Source organism: Ralstonia sp. OTU4908, assembly GCF_038440115.1.
Taxonomy (GTDB): Bacteria; Pseudomonadota; Gammaproteobacteria; order Burkholderiales; family Burkholderiaceae; genus Ralstonia; species Ralstonia pickettii.
The window spans coordinates 1-19437 of the sequence record NZ_JASATD010000005.1 but is presented as its reverse complement, the minus strand read 5'-3'; the positions used below and the strand labels follow the sequence as shown (position 1 = coordinate 19437).

Genomic DNA, 19437 nt, shown 5'->3' with positions numbered 1-19437 from the left:
TGCGTGGGCGGTGGGCCCCGGGGGTCGAGCATCCCGTGGCGCACGTCGCGTCGCGTGGCGCACCTCGATGATGTGCGGACCGCAAACATGGCGTCTTGCGTGGAGGCTTGACTGCGAGCGCCCCCTATCGGCAAGACGCATGCGGGAAACGTGTCTCGGTTTTTTCCTCGCGGCCTGCCCGGGCAGGAGAACGAAACGGCGCGCGGCACGCACCTTCATGGCAACGAAAAGCCGCGCGCAACCCGATCGCATTTCAACCGCGAAACTGCAAGCTCGATTCAGGCAGTGGCGGCCACTGTCAGCTTGAGTTCTTCGATCATGCGATCGCGCATGACGAACTTCTGCACCTTGCCCGTCACCGTCATCGGCATCTCGGTAACGAAGCGGATGTAGCGCGGAATCTTGTAGTGCGCGATCTGGCCCTGGCAGAACGCGCGGATCTCGTCTTCCGTGGCCTGCTGGCCGGGCTTGAGCACGATCCACGCACAGACCTCTTCACCGTACTTCGGGTCGGGCACGCCAAATACGTTGACTGCCTGCACCTTCGGGTGCCGGAAGAGAAACTCTTCGATTTCGCGCGGGTAAACGTTCTCGCCGCCGCGGATCAGCATGTCCTTCACGCGACCGACGATGTTGCAGTAGCCCTCGGCATCGAACGTTGCCAGATCGCCCGTGCGCATCCAGCCGTCCTGGATCGATTCGGCGGTCTTGGCCTCGTCGTCCCAGTAGCCAAGCATGACCGAATAGCCCTTGGTGCACAGTTCGCCCTTCTCCCCTACCGGCACTACCTCTCCCGCGCCATCAACGAGCTTGACCTGCAGATGCGGCTGGATGCGGCCAACGGTTGTGACGCGCTTGTCGAGCGGATCGGTCACGGCGCTCTGGAAGGACACGGGGCTCGTCTCGGTCATGCCATACGCGATGGTGACTTCGCGCAGATTCAGTTCCGACACCACGCGCTTCATCACCTCGATCGGGCACGGCGATCCGGCCATGATGCCGCCGCGCAGCGTCGATACGTCAAAGCGCTTGAAGTCCGGATGATCGAGCTGCGCAATGAACATCGTCGGCACACCGTGCAGCTGCGTGCAGCGCTCCTCCGCCACCGTGCGTAGCGTGGCCAGCGGGTCGAACGCTTCGCCCGGAAACACCATGCATGCGCCGGTCGCCGTGCAGGTCAGCACCGACATGACCATGCCGAAGCAGTGATACAGCGGCACCGGAATACACAGTCGATCGCCCTCTTGCAGGTTCATCGCCATGGCAACGAAGCGCGCGTTGTTGACGACGTTGACGTGCGTGAGCGTGGCGCCCTTGGGTGCGCCCGTCGTGCCGCTGGTGAATTGGATGTTGATGGCATCGTCGGGCGACAGCGTGGCCGTGATGGCATCCAGCGCATCAACGGGTACGCTTTTTCCACGCGCAATCACGTCGGCAAAGTTGAGCATGCCCGGCGTATGGGCCTCGCCCATCCGGATGACCCAGCGCAAGGCCGGCAGCTTGGCCGCGTTCAGAGCGCCGGGCTGCGCAGACGCCAGTTCCGGCGCCAGCGTCTGCAGCATTTCCAGGTAGCGCGAGGTCTTGAACGCCTCGGCCGCCACAATGGCCTTGCAGCCGACCTTGTTGAGGGCGTATTCCAGCTCCGACAGCCGATACGCCGGATTGATGTTGACGAGGATAAGCCCCAGGCGCGCCGTCGCGAACTGTGTAAGCACCCATTCCACGCGGTTGGGCGACCAGATGCCGATGCGGTCGCCCCGCCCCAGCCCGAGCGCGTGTAACCCGGCGGCAAGCGCATCGACCTGCTCGGCAAAGGCACGCCACGTCCAGCGCACGTTCTGTTCGCGGAACACGACGGCCTCGTCGTCGCGGCAGCGTCGCACGGTATCCGCCAGCAACGCCGAGACCGTGAGATGCACCAGCGGCACGGCCGTATCGCCCACCACATACGATGCACCGTTGCGCGGGCGCGCGTCGAAAACCTCACCAGCCATGGGTATCTCCTCCAATCAACGTTGGCCTTTTTGGGGCCTTGTTCTGAATGATTTGTCACCACTGCGTCGCTCGCAATTTGACGCAGCTTGACGCATTTGGCAATCCGTTCCCAGACGAACAATGACGCGGAACAATTGCTGCGCTGCAGCAGCAAAAATCGGCGGGCGCGCTCGCCAACGCGCTAACATGCCGGCCTGACGTTTTGGGCTTTCTTGCACGTAGGGATCGACGATGATCGTAGTAGTGATGGGTGTTTCGGGTTGCGGCAAATCCACGGTGGGCCAGAAGATCGCCGAGCGACTGGGCTGCGCGTTCCGTGATGGCGACGAGTTTCACTCCGAAGCCAACCGCGCCAAGATGCACGCCGGCATCCCCCTGAACGATGACGATCGCAAACCCTGGCTAGAATCCATCCGCGCCTACATGGACGACAAGACGAGCAACGGGCAATCGCTGGTGGTTGCCTGCTCCGCTCTCAAACAGCGTTACCGCGATGTGCTGCGCGGCCCCGCCGGCAACGCTGAATTTGTCTACCTGAAGGGCGATTTCGATCTGCTGCAAGGCCGCCTTGCCGCCCGGAAAGATCACTTCTTCAACCCGAACCTGCTGCGCAGCCAGTTCGAGACGCTCGAAGAGCCCGCCGACGCCATCGTCGTCGACATTGCCCTGCCGCCCGAGGCCATCGTCGACCAAGCTGTCGCCCAACTGCAGGCCCGCGCCGCGCACCGCCCGGCCGCGTGAATTCGCACGCGGTCACGCGCTAGCCGCGCGTGAGTTGCTGCAACACAGCCTGCACCTCGCCGTTGCACACGCGGCTCATGCGATCCTGTTCACGCGGCGTATCGATCTGCTCGTGCGCCTGCAAGCCCAGCTCGATCAGTGATTGCGCGCGCGGGAGCCAATGGCGCGTGAGCGCTGCCTGCAAATCTGCGGCAATGCGGTCCGGATCGCCAAAGTAAAGCCGGCCGCCGTATTCGCTCTCGATTTCCTTGCGAATCATCTCGGCGGCGTGCGGCAGCACCGCGCGGTTCACAGCGACGTGCCGCAGCTCATGCTCGCGGATCGCGTTGTAGGCGCAAGTGCCCGGCGCAAATTCACGCGCCACCGTCACCCTGAAGTTGCTCAGCACCAGTTCCACCGAAATGGACGGCCGCAGGCAGGTCGTGGCCGGCTGCGTCGCGATGGCCATGTAGCGGCTGGTGACGTCGAATCGCGCCACGAGCGTCGCATAGGTTTTGCCGAGCACGCGCGCTGAGCGGTCGTACGGCGGCGCCTCGGCTGTCAGTTGCTCGACCGAGCGGTCGTTGGAAAAGGACAGCGGCGTTTCGGTGGCGCGCACCTCCACGCGCATCGGGCCCAGCGCCTGGTCGCAGGCCTTGAGCCAGTGGGATTTGTTGGCATTGCGCGCAGGGGCGCCCGCGACCCCGGTCGCGGCAAGAACATTTTCGATCGGAGCAAAACGCACATCGGCCAGCCTCAGCCGATGCAGCCGGCTCCACTGCCAGGCGCCGGCCGCCACGGCCAGCACCACACCCAATACCACCACCCGACGCATGCTGGGCTCCCCGTTTGCGCATCCCGACCGGGCTACGCAAGGGGCGCCGCCGGTCCGGTCATGCCGGCGTCAGTGCCACCGGTTCTCGGTTCTCGTGCCGGGCGGCAACCAGTCGCCTGATCTGCTCGCCCGATCGTTTGAGCGCTACACGCGCCTCTGGAAGGAAAGGATAGAAGATCGGCCACACGTGCGGAAGCCGCCGCCCCATTTCTACCGAAACGGATACCCCAGCCGCCCGCGCACGCTCGGCCATTCGGAGGGTGTCGTCGCGCAGCACTTCGCTGGTGCTGACATAGCAGTGCAGCGTCGGCAGCCCCGTGAAATCGGCATACAGCGGCGAGGCGAGCGGATGGTCCGTCGGCGCCCCAGAGTCGCCCAGGTACAACGCCGCACCGTGCGCCATCCAGGCTCCGCGAAACATCACGTCGGATTCATCGTTTTCGATCAGGCTTTGGCCGGTGGCGGCAAGATCCGTCCACGGCGAATACAGCACCGCGCCCGCCGGCAGCGGGTCTGCCGCATCACGCAAGGCCACCAGCAGCGCCAACGCCAGCCCGCCGCCCGCGGAATCGCCGGCCACCACAATGCGCGATGGGGCCACGCCCTGTGCCAGCAGCGTGCGGTACGTCAACAGCGCATCTTCGACCGGCGCGGGAAACGGGTGCTCAGGTGCCAGCCGGTAGTCCGGGACGCACACGCGGGCACGCGCATGTGTGGCAAGCCCAATGGTGATCGGGCGATGTGTGCGGGGGCTGCAGAAAAAATAGCCGCCGCCATGCAGATACAGGACGACGGGCGCGTCGTCATACAGGTCTCGATCAGCGGGTTCGATCCATTCGCCGGTGAGGCCATCGCCGTTGGCTCCAGAGGCCGGGACGATACGCCAATCCGGCGGCAATTCCACCGGCGAAGGCATCTTGCGCTTCTCGGCATGCAGGCGCGTGGCGATGGGGTCGAAGGGCTCCCGCTCGGTCGGCTTCTTGATCTGGTTGCGCACCATCCTAGAGACGATCCAGTTCTGCCAGCTCATCGCGCAACCCTCCGCTGCAAAGTCCCAGCCTAGCGAGGAAGCGCTACCCAGACAATCGGTTCGCACCCTGTTTGAACGGCGAGTGTCCCCATCGGGCAACGCCGTCTGCGAAACCGCAGCATCAAGCCTACTCAAGGCATCGCAGCCAGGGCGCCGGGCACTGCCGCATTGTCTTGCCTCTCCACGCGTTGAGCACGTGCTATGTCGTCCGGTTTTGAGGCCTCGCCTCCATCGCGCCGGGCACCGCGCCTGGCGCTTCCTTGCCTCGGCACATGACAAACAATCTATAAATTTATATATTATTCGAACCTAGATTGTTCCCCCTGCTTCACATGTCGATCGACTTCACACATTTCACTCCAGACGCGGCGCTCGTCGGCGGCCTGATCATCGGGCTGGCGGCGGCCGTGCTGGTGCTGGGCACCGGCCGCATTGCCGGCATCAGCGGCATCGTCGGCGGGCTGCTGCTGCGCCCGCGCGGCGATATGGACTGGCGCATCGCGTTCCTGATCGGCCTGATGGGGGCGCCAGTGGTTGCCGCACTGCTTGGCCACCCCGTGGTTCCGGAGATCGCCGCCGGTTGGGGTGAGGTGCTGGCGGCTGGGTTCCTGGTCGGCATCGGAACACGCTACGCAGGCGGCTGCACAAGCGGCCACGGCGTGTGCGGGTTGTCGCGCGGCTCGGTGCGCTCGCTGGTGGCCACCCTCTCCTTCATGACTGCCGGCATCGTCACCGTGTTCGTGGTGCGGCACGTGTTTGGAGGCTGACATGGCCATCGTGATCGCACTCGTCGCGGGCCTGCTGTTTGGGACGGGGCTCATCGTGTCGGGCATGGCCAATCCGGCCAAGGTGCTCGGCTTTCTCGATCTGTTCGGCCAATGGGATCCTTCATTGGCATTCGTGATGGCCGGAGCGATTGCCGTTGGCGTGATCGCCTTCTTTGTGGCGGGTCGGCGCGGCCGCTCGTGGCTTGGCACGCCGATCCAATTGCCTTCGGCAACAGGCGTGACCGCGCGGCTCGTGCTCGGCAGCGCCGTGTTCGGCATCGGTTGGGGGCTGGCAGGTTTCTGCCCGGGGCCGGCATTGGTGGCGCTGGGCGCGGGCGTGCCAAAGGCTGTCGGTTTTGTCGCCGCCATGCTGGCGGGCATGGCTGTCTTCAGTTGGCTGCAACGCAAGCGCTAGGCTGGCGGCAGTGCCGCATACAAACCGATAACCCACCTACAGAGGACAACATGACGCTGCGCAAGCTCATCGACGAGTCCGACGTCGCGCGTATGACGTTGTACCGGCACTTTGCCGGCAAGGAAGATCTGATCAAGGAAGTGCTGGAGCAACGCTAGAGCTTCGTCGTGGGCAGCATTGCCGGGAAGCTCGGCCCCATGCCTGACGCCACCACCCGCCTCAAGGGCATCTTCGACCGGTACGGCACGTGGTTCCGCACTCCAGAGTTCGCGGGCTGCCTGTTCGAGCACGCGCTGGCGGAGTTTGGCGACACCTGCCCCGAGGTCACCGACGTGGCGGTGCTCTACCGCGACGATCTGCTCGCAATGATGGAAACGCTGCTCAATGATGTGGTGCCCGCCAACACGGCGCGCCGGCTTGCCGGGGTGTACGTGATGCTGCTCGCGGGCTTCACGGCCGACGCCCGCGCGATTGGCGATCCGTCTGCCGCGTCACAGGCCTGGCACGCCGCAGAAACCCTGCTGCACCAGGCCAGGGCCGCCACGGAAGCGGTCTGAATCCGCCTGCCGCGGACTACCAACCGCGCTGCAGGCGTCGCGCGATCATCGAGGGCAAGCGCAGCAAGCCCTCAGCCGCCAAGCGCAGATGCATCGCGATCAGCAGGATGTTGTCACGCAGATACCGGAAATGCGACACGCCGCCCTCGTTCGGGCGGAAGTAACGCACCGGCGCCGCCAGCCGGATCGGACGTACGCCGGCCCAGCACAGGCGCACTGCCGCTTCCGGGTCGAAATCGAAACCGCGCATCCAGCTCTGCCGGCGCATGATCTCGGCCAGCGGTGCAATTGGATAAACGCGAAAGCCGAACAGCGTATCGCCAATTCCAGCCCACAGGGTCTCGATGTCCGCGCAGCCATTGGACAGGCGCCGGCCCTGCACACGCATCTGCGGCGCCGTTGCGTCGAACACCGGCTGGCCGAGGATCATCGCGTCGGGCGCCGCCTGCGAGGCAGCCATGAATTCGGGGATCAGGTTGGCAGGATGCTGCCCATCGGCGTCCATGGTCAGCACGTAGGTAAAGCCTGCTGCCGCAGCGGCCTCCAGACCAGCCAGTACGGCCACGCCCTTGCCGCGATTGCGCGGCAGCACGATCACCCGCAGCCCCGGGTCTTGCGCGGCCATGGCCTGCAAGCGTTCGGTGCTGCCGTCGGTACTGCCGTCCACCACCACCCAGACCGGGTTCCACTGTGCGCGCGCACTGCGCACGGTGTCGTCAACCTTGGGGCCAGGGTTGTAGCTTGGAATCAGAACGAGGTGCGAAGTGGAAGCGCCGGTCATCGGCATGGCGTCGGTCCGGCCAAACGTTGAAAGCGGAATGCGTCGGGCGCTGGCGCGAGCCTATCGCGTGCGGTGTTCTGCCACGTAGGCCGCGAGCGAGCCCAGCGAGGCGAAGATCTTCTGGTTGTCGGGATTGCCGGAGCGCAGCTCAAAACCGAATTTCTTGGAGATCAGCAGCGCAACTTCGAGGATATCGATGGAATCGAGACCGAACCCTTCGCCATACAGCGGTGTGTCCGCCGTCAGGGCATCGAGTTGCATGTCTTCGAGATTCAGTTCGCCGATCATGAGTGCGGCGAGCTCTTTTTCCAGGTCGTTCATCGGTCTTGCAACCACAGGCGGCATGGGGCGGGAATTGCGGCCAGAGCCAACGACGTTCTCCTTGCGCGAAGCCCCTGCCTTGTCCAGCCCAGCCTGTGAAGGGGGTCGTTTAAGCTAGGCGGATTCTAGACGAAGGGGTACACCCCGTATAGCGCGAAACCGTGACAAACACCGCATATCGCGGCGCTTTCACGAAGTGACGCAAACGATTCAACGGCTTGTGTGGCGCCACAAAGCGGCAAGGGGCGCCGTCGCACGGCCGGCCGAGCGCGTACATCCGGTTACAAACACGCCGCCGCCGGATCGGGCGAGACAGGCTCGGGGCCCTAGAATGTGCCCCGCCCTATGATGAAACTGCCGTGCACGCCCCTACGACAACCATGCAGCGCCGCTCCCCGCACCTTGCCCTGCCATGCACCGACTGACCAGCTTTGCGCGAGGCGCGGCGGGCGTGGGTGCGATCGTGGCGTATCAGGTCGGTGCGCATTACGCAGCGGCCACGCCGGGCGCGCATGGCGTGGGCCTGGCAATGGCGCTGTTACCGCCGTTGGCAATCGCGCTGGTGGCGGCCACACGTACCACGCATCGTGCATGGCTGTTGCCGCTGTGGTTGCTCGTCTGCTCAGTGCTGTGGAGGGCGCGCGCGCCGCTGGCAGCGCATTTTGACTGGGGCCTGTACCTCGAGCATGCAAGCTTCAACCTGATGATGGCCTACGTGTTCGGCCGCACGCTGGTGGCGGGGCGCGAGCCGCTGTGCACGCACTTTGCTCACATGGTGCACGGCACGCTGACGCCGCGCATTGCGCGTTACTCGCGGCAAGTCACGCTGGCGTGGACCCTGTTTTTCCTGGCGACCGCCGCCGTATCCACGCTGCTGTTTGCCACGGCATCGACTGTCGCGTGGTCGACGTTTGCCAACTACCTTTCGCTGCCGTTGGTGGGCGTGATGTTCGTGGCGGAATACCTCTGCCGCCGCATCGTGCTGCGCGGCGAGCCGCGCTCCAGCCTGTTCGATGCAGTGCGCGCGTATCGACAATCGGAACAATCCGGGCACGCAACGCCCATCGCCACAGAGCGCCCCCGCTGAACCCGCACGCTTCAAGATTCGCTTCATGCCGACTTACCCGCTGGTCTCCCATTCAACACTCGACCGCACGCTCGCCTGGCGTGACGGTACGCCCGTCTCCGCACGCGCGTTCCTGGCCGATGTGATGGCGCTGGCCCCGATGCTGCCGCCAGGCGCCCACGTATTCAATGCCTGCGCAGACCGCTACCGCTTTGCCGTCGGCCTGTGCGCGACGCTGGTGGCCGGCAAGATCAGCCTGCTGCCGCCCATGCAGACGCCGCAGATGGTGCGTCAGCTTTCGGCATTCGCGCCGGATGTGTTCTGCCTGCACGACGCGGCGGCCTGCCCCGTCGACCTGCCGGGCTTTTGTTATCCCGATGCGTTGGATGCCGACACCGCGCCCATCGACGTGCCGCAGATCGACGCCTCGCAAATCATGGCGGTGCTGTTTACGTCCGGATCGACGGGCACGCCGGTGCCGCATCGCAAGACGTGGGGCGCGCTGGTGCGCTGCATGCGCACGGCCGTCGACCATCTCGGCCTGGGCGACGGGCGCGCGTTCACGCTGGTCGGCACCGTGCCGGCGCAGCACATGTACGGCTTTGAAGTGACGGTGCTGCTGGCCCTGCAAGGCGGTCTGGCGTTCAGCAGCCGGCAGCCGTTCTATCCGGCGGACATTCGCGAGGCGCTGGAGGCGGTGCCGCAGCCGCGCGTGCTGGTGACCTCGCCGGTGCATCTGCGAGCGCTGCTGGCATCGGAGGCCGCCTTGCCGAGCGCATCGCTCGTGCTGTCGGCCACTGCGCCGCTGTCGGAAGCGCTGGCGCGGGAAGCCGAGACGCGCCTGTCCGCGCCGCTCCTGGAGATTTACGGCAGCACCGAAACCGGCCAGATTGCGACGCGCCGCACCGCGCAGGAAACCGCGTGGCACCTATACCCCGGCGTTCGCATGGAATCGCGCGCCGGCACGCCGGAAGACGAAGGCCCGACGGTGTGGGTCTATGGCGAACACGTCGAAACCCCGGTACCGATGGGTGACGCGATCGAACTGATCGACGACACGCACTTTCTCCTGCACGGGCGCAAGGCCGATCTGATCAACATTGCAGGCAAGCGGTCGTCGCTGGCGTATCTGAACCATCAACTCAACGCGATTGCCGGTGTGGTGGACGGCGTGTTCTACATGCCGAACGATGCGCCCGCCGCCCCGCACAAGCACGGCAGCGCGGCAGTCACGCGCCTGGTGGCGCTGGTTGTGGCGCCGGGCCTCAGCGCGGCGGATGTGCTGCGTGCCCTGCACGACCGCATCGACGCAGCGTTTATGCCGCGTCCGCTGCTGCTGGTGGACGCGCTGCCGCGCAACGAAACCGGCAAACTGGCGCGCGATGTGCTGGCCGCGCTGATCGCGCAGCATTCGCACCGCAACGCACACAAGCACGGCATGCGCTTCACGATTCCCGCTGATCACCCCGCGCTGCCGGGGCACTTTCCTGGCCATCCGATCGTGCCGGGCGTGGTGCTGCTCGACCATGCGCTTCACACGATCGGTGCGGCGCAGGGCCGCTCGCTTGATGCGTGCAAGATCAACTCGGCCAAGTTTCTCAGTCCTGCGGCACCCGGGGAAGTGCTCGATCTCGCGTTCGAGACGACGGCAAGCAATGCCGTGCGCTTCACAATCCGCGCGGGCGAACGTGAAGTGGCCAGCGGCGTGCTGTCTGCCCCGGCACCGGAGGGCGTTGCCGCATGAAGCGCTCCGACTGGGCCGAGCGGCCGGAGCGCAGCAACCTCGCGCTGCTGCGCCTGATGACGTGGCTCTCGCTGCGGCTCGGGCGGCCGTTTGGCCGGGTCCTGCTGCGCCTGATTGCGTTGTATTTCGTGGCAGCCTCGCCAGCGGCGCGGCGTGCTTCGCGTGAGTATCTGCGCCGCGCGTTCGGCCGCCCTGCAACGCTGCGCGAGGTGTTCCGCCACATGCTCACGTTCGCCACGACCATTCATGACCGCATCTACCTGATCAGCGGGCGCTTCGGTCTGTTCGACATCCAGTTGCAGGGCCAACAGCACGTGCACAACGTGCTGGCGCAGGGGCGCGGCGCGTTCCTGCTGGGCGCGCACCTGGGCAGTTTCGAGGTGGTACGCGCGCTCGGCCGGACGGTGCCGGATCTACGCGTGGCTGTCGCCATGTACGAAGAGAACGCGCGAAACATCAACGCGGCCGTTGCCGCCATCAACCCGGCCGCGGCGCCTGAGGTGATTCCGCTGGGCCAGGTAGACGCCATGCTGCGGGTGCGCGAAGCGCTGGATGACAACCGGCTCGTCGGCATGCTGGCCGATCGCACGCTGTTGCGCGATGCGGGGCCGTCAGTCCGGCACATGGATTTTCTCGGCAGCCCGGCGGCGTTTCCGTTGGGGCCGCTGCACATGGCCGCCATGCTCAAACGCCCCGTGCTGTTCATGACGGGGCTGCACCTGGGCGGCAACCGCTACGCCGTGCATTTCGATCTGTTGGCGGATTTCGCCGATGTGCGCCGCGAAGATCGCGCCGCCGCCGTGCAAGCCGCGCTCGGCCGCTATGTGGAACGCGTTGAACATTACTGCCGCACCGCACCGTACAACTGGTTCAATTACTTCGACTTCTGGCAGGATGCCGACGCGGCCGGGGCGCCGGATCACACCCCCGCCGACCACCAGACCACGCAAACGCCATGACTGCAACGCGCCCATTCTTCCGCGCCTTCCTGGCCTTGCTCGCGGCCAGCATGCTGGGCGCGACCGCTCACGCTGCGGATACCGCCTGGACACTCGACCGCCTGATGTCCACGCTCGCCCGCAACAAATCGGGGCGCGCCACGTTCACGGAAACAAAGACGCTGTCGATCGCGGCCCAGCCCATCGAATCGTCCGGCGAGTTGGTGTTCGTCGCGCCCGATCATCTGGAAAAGCACACCCTGGCGCCGAAGCCCGAGCATCTCGTCATCGACGGTGACAAGCTGACCGTGGAGCGCAATCAGCGCAAGTTCACGATGCCGCTGTCGCAGTACCCCGAGCTGGGCGCCTTTATCGAGAGCATCCGCGCGACGCTGGCCGGTAACCGCTACGCGCTCGAAGCGATCTACAAGGTCGCCATCGCGGGCCACGGCGATGACTGGACGCTCACCCTTTCGCCCATCGACACGCGCATGCAGCAAGTGGTGCGCACCATCACGCTGGAGGGCACGCGCGATGTGCTGCGCAGCGTCGCCATCCGCCAGGCCGACGGCGATCATTCGCTGATGCGCCTGCAACGCGTGCCCGGCAACTAAGGATGGCGCGCACATGAAACGCTTGCACGCCCTGCGTCGCCCTGCGGTGCTGGTCTGGTTGACTGGCCTGCTGCTGTGCGCGGTCGTGATCGGACGTACCAGTTTTACGGCGGACTTGTCGGCGTTTCTGCCGCGATCGCCGAGTGCGGAGCAGCGCGTGCTGGTCGACCAGTTGCGCGAGGGGCTGGTGTCGCGGCTCATCCTCGTCGGCATCGAGGGTGGTGACGCGGCCACCCGTGCAACGCTGTCAAAGCAGCTCGCTGCGAGGCTGCGTACCGACACGCAATTCAACGCCGTCAACAACGGTGAGCCCGTGAGCGAAGCGCGCGACCGGCAGTTCATCTTCGACCACCGCTACGTGCTGAGCCCCGCGGTCACGCCGCAGCGCTTTTCCGCCGAAGGGCTACATGCGGCGCTAGGTGAAAGCCTCGATCTGTTGAGTTCATCGGCAGGGCTCGTCGCCAAGAACATGCTGCCGCGTGACCCGACTGGCGAGGTGGCGGCAATCGTCAGCCAGCTCGACAACACCGCGCTGCCGTCGTCGAAGCACGGCGTGTGGGCGTCGCGCGATGGCCAGCGTGCCGTGCTGGTCGTGCAGACAACGGCCGCAGGCTCCGACACCGACGCACAGGCGCATGCCATTGATGCCGTGCGCGGCGCGTTCGATGCGGTTGCGCGCGCAGTGCCAAACGCCGCGTCAACGCGCATCCTGATGACCGGCCCGGGCGTGTTCTCCGTCGAATCGCGCGACACCATCAAGCACGACGTCGAGCGGCTTTCCGCCGTCAGCCTCGTGCTGGTGGTGGCGCTGCTGCTCACGGTGTACCGCTCGCCGCGTACGGTGGTGCTGGGGTTGCTGCCGGTGCTGTCCGGCGTGGCGGCTGGCGTGGCAGCGGTCAGCCTCACGTTTGGCGCGGTGCACGGGCTCACGCTCGGCTTCGGCACCACGCTCATCGGCGAGGCGGTCGACTATTCGATCTACCTGTTCGTGCAATCCGCCCGCCTGCACGGCGCCACTCCCAACGACAGCCTGCGCGCATGGATTGCCACGTACTGGCCGACCATCCGCCTGGGTGTGCTGACCTCGGTGTGCGGCTTTGCGTCGATGCTGTTCTCGGGCTTTCCGGGCCTCGTGCAGTTAGGGCTGTATTCGATTGTCGGGTTGGTGACGGCGGCACTTGTCACGCGCTACGTGCTGCCGCATCCGCGTGGAGCGGAAGTGGCGACGCGGGATGTGTCGCGCGTGGGGGCGTGGCTCGCACAGGCCACGCATGCTGCGCCACGTCTGCGCTGGGTGTTGGCGATGGTGCTCGTGGGTGCATGTGCGGCGCTTGCGCTGCATCGCGATGGCCTGTGGAGCCGCGAACTCGCTGCGCTGAGCCCCGTGCCCGCGAAAAGCCAGGCGCTCGACGCCAGCCTGCGCGCAGACGTGGGGGCGCCCGACGTGCGCTATTTGGTGGTGATTCCGGCCGCAACCGAACAGGCCGCGCTTGAAGGCGCCGAAAAGGTCGCCGCGCAATTGCAGCCACTGGTGGACAACGGCGTGCTCGCCGGCTTCGAGAACCCCGCACGCTACCTGCCGAGCGATGCCACACAGCGCGCGCGCCTGGCAAGCCTGCCCCCCGGTGATGCACTGGCCGCCCGCATGCGCAGCGCCGTTGAAGATCAACCGATCCGCGTGAAGCCTGATCTCTTCGCCCCGTTCATCGCCGATGTGGACGCGGCACGCGCGCAGCCCCTGCTGCGGCGCACAGACCTAAAAGGCACGTCGATGGCATTGGCTGTGGAAGCTCTGCTGACCGAACGCGCCGGCCAATGGAGCGCCATGTTGCCATTGCGCGCACCATCAGCCGCGCCGGCCACCACGAAGAACGCGTCCAATCCGCCCAGCCTCGATGCTGCGCCGATTCGCGCGGCCGTCGAGCATGCGAACGTGCCCGGCGCGCTCTTCGTCGACATGAAGGCCGAAGCCGATCGGCTGTACGTGGACTACGTGCGGGAAGACCTCCGCCTGTCACTCGCCGGTTTTGCGGCGATCGCGTTGCTGCTGCTCGTGGCGCTGCACTCACCGCAGCGGACACTGCGCGCGTTGGCGCCCTTGGTGGCGGCGGTGCTGGTGGTGACGGCCGGCTTTGCGCTGGCACGCGTGCCGCTGACCATCCTGCATCTTGTCGGCATGCTGCTGATCGTGGCGGTAGGATCAAACTACGCGCTGTTCTTCAATCAACGGTCGCAGGCCATTGCGCCGCAGACGCTGGTGTCACTGCTGGTGGCCAACCTGGCAACCGTGGCGGGCTTCGGCCTGCTGGCATTCTCGCGGGTACCGATGCTGGAAACCTTCGGGCTGACCGTCGGCCCGGGCGCCATGCTCGCGCTGGTGTTTGCCGCCATCCTGGCGCCACGCGCCCATCACGATCACCACGCTGCCGCATGAATTCACCGACCACCTCACCGCTTGGCACGGCGCGCCGCTGGAAGCCGAGCCCGCTGATCAACGGCGCACTGGCGCTGCACGCCGTTGCGGCCGTTGCCGTTGCGGCCGATCCGTCGACGTGGCCGTGGGCGGGCGGCAGCGTCATCGCTTCCCATCTCGTGCTGATGGCCGGCGGTCTGTGGCCGCGCAGCAGCTGGCTCGGCCCGAACTGGACACGTCTGCCCGTCACGGCGGAGCGGCACATCGCGTTGACCATCGACGACGGCCCTGACCCCGATGTCACGCCGCGCGTGCTGGACATACTGGACCAGTACGGTGCTAAAGCCACCTTCTTCTGCATCGGCGAATTGGCGCAGCGGCACCCGCGCTGCGTCGAGGCCATCGTCGCGCGCGGGCACGCGGTGGAAAACCACAGTCAGCGCCACCGGCATACGTTCTCGCTGCAGGGGCCAGGCGCGTTGCGGCGCGAGATTGCTGCCGCACAGGACACGCTCACGCAAATCACCGGCACGCGGCCGCTGTTCTTCCGCGCGCCGGCCGGACTGCGCAACCCGTTTCTGGAGCCCGTGCTGTGCCAGCTTGGCCTGCAACTGGCGAGCTGGACGCGCCGCGGCTTCGATACCCGCTCGCGCAATCCCGAAGCCGTCACCCAACGCCTGCTGCACGGTCTGGCGCCGCAAGACATCCTGCTGCTCCACGACGGCCATGCGGCGGGCGATGCACACGGCGACCCCGTCCTGCTGACCGTATTGCCGAAGGTGCTCGAAACCGCCGCGCGCGCGCAATTGCAGTGCACGACGTTGCGCGCTGCCCTCCCGGCCCAGCCGGCGCAGCCCGCGCGCCCGCAAATGGCCATTTGATAAAATTTGTTAACGATCGGCACGCCAGTCTGCCGAACCATCCCACCCCACCATCGCCGCGACATCGCCCCCAGTGAAGCCCGTCCTGCTCACGCATTTCACCGCCACGAGCTGCCTCGGACGTGGCCTTGACGCCACGCTCGACGCGTTGCGCGGGCAACGGGGCGGCCTCGCGCCGTGCACCTTCCCGCGCGCCGATCTCGACACGTGGATCGGCGAAGTGCCTGGCGCCGATGCCGCGCCCGTACGCGCAGACCTGGCCGATTTCGACTGCCGCAACAATCGGCTCGCCCAGATCGGGCTGACACAGGACGGCTTTGCCGAAAGCGTTGAAGCCGCCAAAGTCCGCCATGGCGCCGCGCGCGTCGGCGTGTTCATCGGCACCAGCACGTCGGGCATTCTCGAAACGGAACGCGCCTACCAGCAGCGCGATCCGCAAACGGGCGCGCTGCCGGCCAGCTTTCACTACGCGCAGACGCACAATATCTATTCTCCAGCCGCATTTGTGCGCGCGTACTTCGGGTTGAGCGGGCCGGCCATGGCGATCTCGTCGGCGTGTTCGTCGGGGGCCAAGGTGTTTGCCTCGGCGCGGCGCATGCTGACTGCGGGGCTGATCGATGCGGCGGTGGTTGGTGGTGTCGATTCGCTGTGCCTGACGGCGCTGTACGGGTTCAACTCGCTGGAGCTGCTGTCGCGGCAACCGTGCCGGCCGTACGACGTGGCGCGTGACGGCATCTCCATCGGCGAGGCCGCCGCCTTTGCGCTGCTGGAGCGTGCCCCCGAGGCAAACGACGCGCTGGACGACGATGCCATCCTGCTGCTCGGCATTGGCGAATCGAGCGATGCGCATCACATGTCGTCGCCGCACCCCGAAGGGCTGGGGGCACGCGCTGCCATGGCGCAAGCGCTCGCTACCAGCGGCCTGAGCACGGCGGACATCGACTACATCAACCTGCACGGCACCGGCACACCCAGCAATGACGCAGCGGAGTCCCGCGCCATCCAGGCGCTGTTCCACAGCACGGCGTGCAGTTCGACCAAGGGCGCGACCGGCCACACGCTGGGCGCGGCCGGAGCTTTGGAAGCCGTGATCACAGCACTGGCGCTGCGCCATCAATTTCTGCCTGCCGGCATCAACACCACGCAACCGGACCCGGCGCTCATCGCCAACTATCTGACGGAGCGCGGCCACGCCCGCGTTCGCACGGCACTCAGCAACGCCTTCGGATTTGGCGGCACGAATTGCAGCCTGGTCTTCGGCCGCGCAGATCACCTGGGCCTGTCGTCATGACCCGACTCAGCGCCTTCATCGAGAGCGTCGGCATCCTCGGGCCCGGTCTGCCGGATTGGTCGCATACGACAGACGTGCTTGCCGGCCGTGCGCGCTACGCACACGCACCGACCGAGTTGCCGCCGCCAGCCGGCCTGCCGTCGGCCGAACGCCGCCGCACGGGGCCGGTGGTCAAGCTCGCCCTGGCAGTCGGCCACGAGGCTGTCGCTGCCAGCGGACGCGATGCCGCTACGCTGGCCACGGTCTTCAGTTCGTCCGGCGGCGACGGCCATAACTGCAACGCCATCTGTGAAACCCTGGCGGGGGACGACCGCAAGCTCTCACCTACGCGTTTTCACAACTCCGTGCACAACGCGCCAGCCGGCTACTGGAGCATCGCCACGCACGCGATGGCACCGTCCAACGTGCTGTGCGCGTACGACGGCAGCTTTGCCGCCGGCCTGCTGGACAGCCTCTGCCAGGTCGCAATTGACGCCACGCCAACGCTGCTGATCGCCTATGACGGCGACTACCCGGAACCGCTGAACGCGGTGCGCGCCGTGCCCGATCTGTTTGCAGTGGCGCTGGTGCTCGCGCCCGAAGCCGGCCCGCGCACGCTCGCGCGCATTGACGTTGCGCTGACCGACGCGCCGCTAACGGCGTTGGCACAACCCGGGCTCGAAACGCTGTGGCACGGCAACGCCGCAGCCCGCGCGCTGCCGCTGCTAGAAGCGTTGGCCGAAGGGCGCCAAGGCCGGGTGGTGCTGGAGTATTTGGCAGAAACCCGCGTGCAGGTCGACATCACTCTCGGCACGACATGACGTCCAGCGCGCAGCCAACCCCGCCGCTCGATCGCGACTGGATTGCGGCACGCATTCCGCACAGCGGCGCGATGTGTCTGCTCGACGCTGTCATCGCCTGGGACGAAGCACACATCTATTGCAGCGCCACGAGCCATCGTGACATTGCCAACCCGCTGCGTTCGCACGGTCAATTGGCCGCCGTCTGTGGCATCGAATACGCCGCTCAGGCGATGGCCGTGCATGGCGCCCTGTGCGATGCTGCGCAAGCACGTCCGCGCGCCGGCTTTCTCGCCAGTGTGCGCAGCATTGAGGCACACGTACCGCGCCTCGACACAATCGAGACGCCGCTCGACGTCGAAGCCGAACGCATCGGCGGCGACGGCATCAACGTGCTGTACCGCTTTACCGTGCGCAGTGGCGCACGCATCCTGTTGACCGGTCGCGCCGCCGTGGTGCTCGACGCGACCGTTGCATGAACCTGTTTTGTGAGGATTCCCGCCGTGAATGGTCGTCTGCTGTTGATCCCCGCGTTGCTGGTGGCGCTGCTCAGCCCCCTGGCCCATGCCGACTTGTCCGAGACCAAGGAGAACATCAAGCAGGACACGAAGGAAGCCGCCCGAAAAACCGGTCATGCCGCGAAGGAAGCCGGGCATGCGACGGCCAACGCCGCACGAGCAGTCGGGCATGGCGTGAAAAACGCGGCGCATGCAACCAAATGCGGGGTGAAGCATGTCTTCAAGAAACCTTGCGAGAGTGACTAGAGCGGCGGCAGGTCTGCGCGCTGCAGGCAACAAAAACCCGGCGTCCTTGGCGGACTGCCGGGTTTTTGTTATGTGGTGAGACGGATTCAAAAAGGTTAGGAACCACCCACTGTGGAATCTCCAATAACCCATTGATTTAATAACAAACTACGAACAACTCCGCAGACTCTGTCAAACACAAGGGGATCAAATTTCGTTATCTGTATGCGCCAGGCATGTTGCTAAACCGAGCCGGACTGACCACTACTGCTCGTCATCCAGCGCCACCTCCAGCCGCAACGAAATCTCCCGCGCGTTGGAGCGCCAAAGCAGCGTTCAGCTTTTCAAGCGTGGTCTCGGTCATGGGTACCGGTCGATTTCCGACTCGCGCCTCCTTGAGGAGTTGCTGAATCACACGCTCTGACTTTTCGTACTCGCCTTCACCGAAATGATGGAAGCGAATGCGCCCCTGGGAATCAATAAAATAATTGGCCGGCCAGTAGTTATTGTTGAAGGCTTTCCATATCTCAAATCGGTTATCGATCGCTATGGGGAAGGTCGCGCCAAGTTCGCTTGCGGCACGCTTTACGTTCTCGATGTTCTTTTCGTACGCAAACTCGGGGGCATGAACACTCACGACAACAAGTCCCTGGTCCTTGTATTTCCGGTCCCATTCGCGCACATAGGGCAGGACGTTGCGGCAATTGATACAACCGAAGGTCCAGAAATTCACCAGCACCACCTTGCCGCGCAACGCCTCAACCGTGAGCGGAGGTGAGTTCAACCAGTCAACGGCGCCAGTCAACGGTGGAAAAAGCCCCTCAACTGGCAAATTCAGGGGTTGTCGATTCTGCTGCGCCTGTACAAGGATGAGACGACCTCCGGGTGCATTCCTTTTTGCCTGCTGTTGCCCGTCAACGATAGGCATTTTCCCGGTCTGCCTTGGAGCGAAATGTTGGAGCAGCATTCTTTCAACCGACGCTTCGACGCTGCCCGATGAAACTTGAGCAAGCCACCCTGTGTCTACGCCGGTCATGACTACGACCGCGCCAGAAAGCACTGTGATCCCTAGACCTTTTCGAAACCACTCGCTAATGCCGAGGGAGCGCTTCATGGCGGCAAAAATCCTGTGGCCGGTCAGGAGAACCAGTGCAAGAGAACTCACGGCGCCAGCGCCGTACGCTAACAGCAACAGAGAGGTTTTGACGTTTGGCCCTTGAAGAACAGCGCCAGTAAGAATTAATCCAAGTATCGGACCGGCACATGGCGCCCATAGAAGCCCCGTCGCGACCCCCCGAATAAAGGAGGGGAGCACACAGTTCCCGGCCATTGCAGTATGTGCATTGGCGGCATTGGACAGATCCAAGCCAACAGAGACCAGGGGGCGTGTGAGACGTTCAGCTAGGCGAGGAAAGACCATCGCAGCTCCCATGAGCCCTAGCAACGCGGTTGCAGCGATTCGGCCGTACTCGTTGGCTTCTACTGCCCAACTGCCTGCCGCAGCGCCAAGTGTTCCGACCGCTGTAAAAGTGGAGGCCATCCCCACC

Annotated in this window: 21 protein-coding genes; 15 read left to right on the top strand and 6 right to left on the bottom strand. The window is 65.4% G+C overall.

Annotation, left to right across the window (positions count from 1 at the left end):
* Positions 1–278: 278 nt before the first annotated feature.
* Positions 279–1994, bottom strand: coding sequence for an AMP-binding protein (locus tag AAHM38_RS06155; RefSeq protein ID WP_116575852.1), 1716 nt, complete (start codon positions 1992–1994; stop codon positions 279–281).
* A gap of 232 nt (positions 1995–2226) precedes the next feature.
* Here AAHM38_RS06155 and AAHM38_RS06150 point away from each other — a divergent pair, with 232 nt between their 5' ends.
* Positions 2227–2736 carry a gluconokinase gene (locus AAHM38_RS06150; RefSeq protein WP_065859648.1) on the top strand — a complete coding sequence of 170 codons (510 nt, stop codon included), beginning with the start codon at positions 2227–2229 and terminating at the stop codon, positions 2734–2736.
* Positions 2737–2755: 19 nt separating this feature from the next.
* Here AAHM38_RS06150 and AAHM38_RS06145 read toward each other — a convergent pair whose 3' ends face one another.
* Complete coding sequence (locus AAHM38_RS06145) at positions 2756–3550, bottom strand: hypothetical protein (RefSeq protein ID WP_116575851.1); 795 nt, start codon at positions 3548–3550, stop codon at positions 2756–2758.
* A gap of 58 nt (positions 3551–3608) precedes the next feature.
* Entirely contained in the window at positions 3609–4580 is a 972-nt protein-coding gene (locus AAHM38_RS06140) for an alpha/beta hydrolase (RefSeq protein WP_116575850.1), read from the bottom strand.
* Positions 4581–4912: 332 nt separating this feature from the next.
* Here AAHM38_RS06140 and AAHM38_RS06135 point away from each other — a divergent pair, with 332 nt between their 5' ends.
* From AAHM38_RS06135 to AAHM38_RS06120, 4 genes are read left to right on the top strand one after another with little or no spacing between them, the layout of a single operon-like run.
* The gene (locus AAHM38_RS06135) at positions 4913–5347 is read left to right on the top strand and encodes a YeeE/YedE family protein (protein WP_116575849.1); all 435 of its coding nucleotides are present in this window, start codon (positions 4913–4915) and stop codon (positions 5345–5347) included.
* Between the two features lies 1 nt (position 5348).
* Positions 5349–5762: a DUF6691 family protein gene (locus AAHM38_RS06130; protein WP_012761132.1), complete on the top strand. Its 414-nt coding sequence runs from the start codon at positions 5349–5351 to the stop codon at positions 5760–5762.
* Positions 5763–5812: 50 nt separating this feature from the next.
* Complete coding sequence (locus AAHM38_RS06125) at positions 5813–5920, top strand: TetR family transcriptional regulator (RefSeq protein WP_116575848.1); 108 nt, start codon at positions 5813–5815, stop codon at positions 5918–5920.
* Between the two features lie 39 nt (positions 5921–5959).
* Positions 5960–6319, top strand: a complete 360-nt coding sequence (locus AAHM38_RS06120; RefSeq protein ID WP_257019854.1) for a TetR family transcriptional regulator C-terminal domain-containing protein — start codon at positions 5960–5962, stop codon at positions 6317–6319.
* A gap of 16 nt (positions 6320–6335) precedes the next feature.
* Here the strand turns inward: AAHM38_RS06120 and AAHM38_RS06115 are convergent, their stop codons facing one another.
* Both AAHM38_RS06115 and AAHM38_RS06110 read right to left on the bottom strand, forming a co-directional pair.
* On the bottom strand, positions 6336–7106 hold the full coding sequence (locus AAHM38_RS06115; RefSeq protein ID WP_037027631.1) for a glycosyltransferase family 2 protein: 771 nt from the start codon (positions 7104–7106) through the stop codon (positions 6336–6338).
* Between the two features lie 54 nt (positions 7107–7160).
* On the bottom strand, positions 7161–7421 hold the full coding sequence (locus AAHM38_RS06110; protein WP_065859639.1) for a phosphopantetheine-binding protein: 261 nt from the start codon (positions 7419–7421) through the stop codon (positions 7161–7163).
* Positions 7422–7833: 412 nt separating this feature from the next.
* Here AAHM38_RS06110 and AAHM38_RS06105 point away from each other — a divergent pair, with 412 nt between their 5' ends.
* The 10 genes from AAHM38_RS06105 (at position 7834) to AAHM38_RS06060 (ending at position 17911) form a co-directional block, all read left to right on the top strand.
* A complete protein-coding gene (locus tag AAHM38_RS06105) occupies positions 7834–8508 on the top strand; it encodes a COG4648 family protein (RefSeq protein WP_116575846.1) in 675 nt (224 codons plus the stop codon).
* Between the two features lie 25 nt (positions 8509–8533).
* Positions 8534–10231 carry an AMP-binding protein gene (locus tag AAHM38_RS06100; protein WP_116575845.1) on the top strand — a complete coding sequence of 566 codons (1698 nt, stop codon included), beginning with the start codon at positions 8534–8536 and terminating at the stop codon, positions 10229–10231.
* A complete protein-coding gene (locus tag AAHM38_RS06095) occupies positions 10228–11190 on the top strand; it encodes an LpxL/LpxP family acyltransferase (protein WP_012761124.1) in 963 nt (320 codons plus the stop codon). Before AAHM38_RS06100 ends, AAHM38_RS06095 begins: the two co-directional genes overlap by 4 nt.
* Positions 11187–11783, top strand: a complete 597-nt coding sequence (locus AAHM38_RS06090; RefSeq protein WP_012761123.1) for a LolA family protein — start codon at positions 11187–11189, stop codon at positions 11781–11783. Before AAHM38_RS06095 ends, AAHM38_RS06090 begins: the two co-directional genes overlap by 4 nt.
* A 13-nt stretch (positions 11784–11796) precedes the next feature.
* Positions 11797–14217 carry an MMPL family transporter gene (locus AAHM38_RS06085; RefSeq protein ID WP_116575844.1) on the top strand — a complete coding sequence of 807 codons (2421 nt, stop codon included), beginning with the start codon at positions 11797–11799 and terminating at the stop codon, positions 14215–14217.
* Positions 14214–15077: a polysaccharide deacetylase family protein gene (locus AAHM38_RS06080; RefSeq protein WP_116575843.1), complete on the top strand. Its 864-nt coding sequence runs from the start codon at positions 14214–14216 to the stop codon at positions 15075–15077. The genes AAHM38_RS06085 and AAHM38_RS06080 overlap by 4 nt, the downstream gene beginning before the upstream one ends.
* Positions 15078–15150: 73 nt before the next feature.
* Positions 15151–16368 (top strand): beta-ketoacyl-[acyl-carrier-protein] synthase family protein, encoded by a 1218-nt coding sequence (locus AAHM38_RS06075; protein ID WP_116575842.1) that lies wholly within the window; start codon positions 15151–15153, stop codon positions 16366–16368.
* Positions 16365–17168 (top strand): beta-ketoacyl synthase chain length factor, encoded by an 804-nt coding sequence (locus tag AAHM38_RS06070; protein ID WP_116575841.1) that lies wholly within the window; start codon positions 16365–16367, stop codon positions 17166–17168. Before AAHM38_RS06075 ends, AAHM38_RS06070 begins: the two co-directional genes overlap by 4 nt.
* Complete coding sequence (locus tag AAHM38_RS06065) at positions 17165–17626, top strand: hotdog family protein (protein WP_012761118.1); 462 nt, start codon at positions 17165–17167, stop codon at positions 17624–17626. The genes AAHM38_RS06070 and AAHM38_RS06065 overlap by 4 nt, the downstream gene beginning before the upstream one ends.
* Positions 17627–17650: 24 nt before the next feature.
* Complete coding sequence (locus tag AAHM38_RS06060; protein WP_004633335.1) at positions 17651–17911, top strand: hypothetical protein; 261 nt, start codon at positions 17651–17653, stop codon at positions 17909–17911.
* A gap of 253 nt (positions 17912–18164) precedes the next feature.
* Here the strand turns inward: AAHM38_RS06060 and AAHM38_RS06055 are convergent.
* Positions 18165–19437: cytochrome c biogenesis protein DipZ (locus AAHM38_RS06055; protein WP_342234282.1), on the bottom strand; the 1273-nt coding region annotated here is incomplete at its 5' end.

What these genes read in the sequence shown, in the direction of transcription:
- AAHM38_RS06155 (WP_116575852.1), bottom strand. Translation starts at nt 1,994, where the DNA reads ATGGCTGGTGAGGTTTTCGACGCGCGCCCGCGCAACGGTGCATCGTAT.
- AAHM38_RS06150 (WP_065859648.1), top strand. Translation starts at nt 2,227, where the DNA reads ATGATCGTAGTAGTGATGGGTGTTTCGGGTTGCGGCAAATCCACGGTG.
- AAHM38_RS06145 (WP_116575851.1), bottom strand. Translation starts at nt 3,550, where the DNA reads ATGCGTCGGGTGGTGGTATTGGGTGTGGTGCTGGCCGTGGCGGCCGGC.
- AAHM38_RS06140 (WP_116575850.1), bottom strand. Translation starts at nt 4,580, where the DNA reads ATGAGCTGGCAGAACTGGATCGTCTCTAGGATGGTGCGCAACCAGATC.
- AAHM38_RS06135 (WP_116575849.1), top strand. Translation starts at nt 4,913, where the DNA reads ATGTCGATCGACTTCACACATTTCACTCCAGACGCGGCGCTCGTCGGC.
- AAHM38_RS06130 (WP_012761132.1), top strand. Translation starts at nt 5,349, where the DNA reads ATGGCCATCGTGATCGCACTCGTCGCGGGCCTGCTGTTTGGGACGGGG.
- AAHM38_RS06125 (WP_116575848.1), top strand. Translation starts at nt 5,813, where the DNA reads ATGACGCTGCGCAAGCTCATCGACGAGTCCGACGTCGCGCGTATGACG.
- AAHM38_RS06120 (WP_257019854.1), top strand. Translation starts at nt 5,960, where the DNA reads ATGCCTGACGCCACCACCCGCCTCAAGGGCATCTTCGACCGGTACGGC.
- AAHM38_RS06115 (WP_037027631.1), bottom strand. Translation starts at nt 7,106, where the DNA reads ATGCCGATGACCGGCGCTTCCACTTCGCACCTCGTTCTGATTCCAAGC.
- AAHM38_RS06110 (WP_065859639.1), bottom strand. Translation starts at nt 7,421, where the DNA reads ATGAACGACCTGGAAAAAGAGCTCGCCGCACTCATGATCGGCGAACTG.
- AAHM38_RS06105 (WP_116575846.1), top strand. Translation starts at nt 7,834, where the DNA reads ATGCACCGACTGACCAGCTTTGCGCGAGGCGCGGCGGGCGTGGGTGCG.
- AAHM38_RS06100 (WP_116575845.1), top strand. Translation starts at nt 8,534, where the DNA reads ATGCCGACTTACCCGCTGGTCTCCCATTCAACACTCGACCGCACGCTC.
- AAHM38_RS06095 (WP_012761124.1), top strand. Translation starts at nt 10,228, where the DNA reads ATGAAGCGCTCCGACTGGGCCGAGCGGCCGGAGCGCAGCAACCTCGCG.
- AAHM38_RS06090 (WP_012761123.1), top strand. Translation starts at nt 11,187, where the DNA reads ATGACTGCAACGCGCCCATTCTTCCGCGCCTTCCTGGCCTTGCTCGCG.
- AAHM38_RS06085 (WP_116575844.1), top strand. Translation starts at nt 11,797, where the DNA reads ATGAAACGCTTGCACGCCCTGCGTCGCCCTGCGGTGCTGGTCTGGTTG.
- AAHM38_RS06080 (WP_116575843.1), top strand. Translation starts at nt 14,214, where the DNA reads ATGAATTCACCGACCACCTCACCGCTTGGCACGGCGCGCCGCTGGAAG.
- AAHM38_RS06070 (WP_116575841.1), top strand. Translation starts at nt 16,365, where the DNA reads ATGACCCGACTCAGCGCCTTCATCGAGAGCGTCGGCATCCTCGGGCCC.
- AAHM38_RS06065 (WP_012761118.1), top strand. Translation starts at nt 17,165, where the DNA reads ATGACGTCCAGCGCGCAGCCAACCCCGCCGCTCGATCGCGACTGGATT.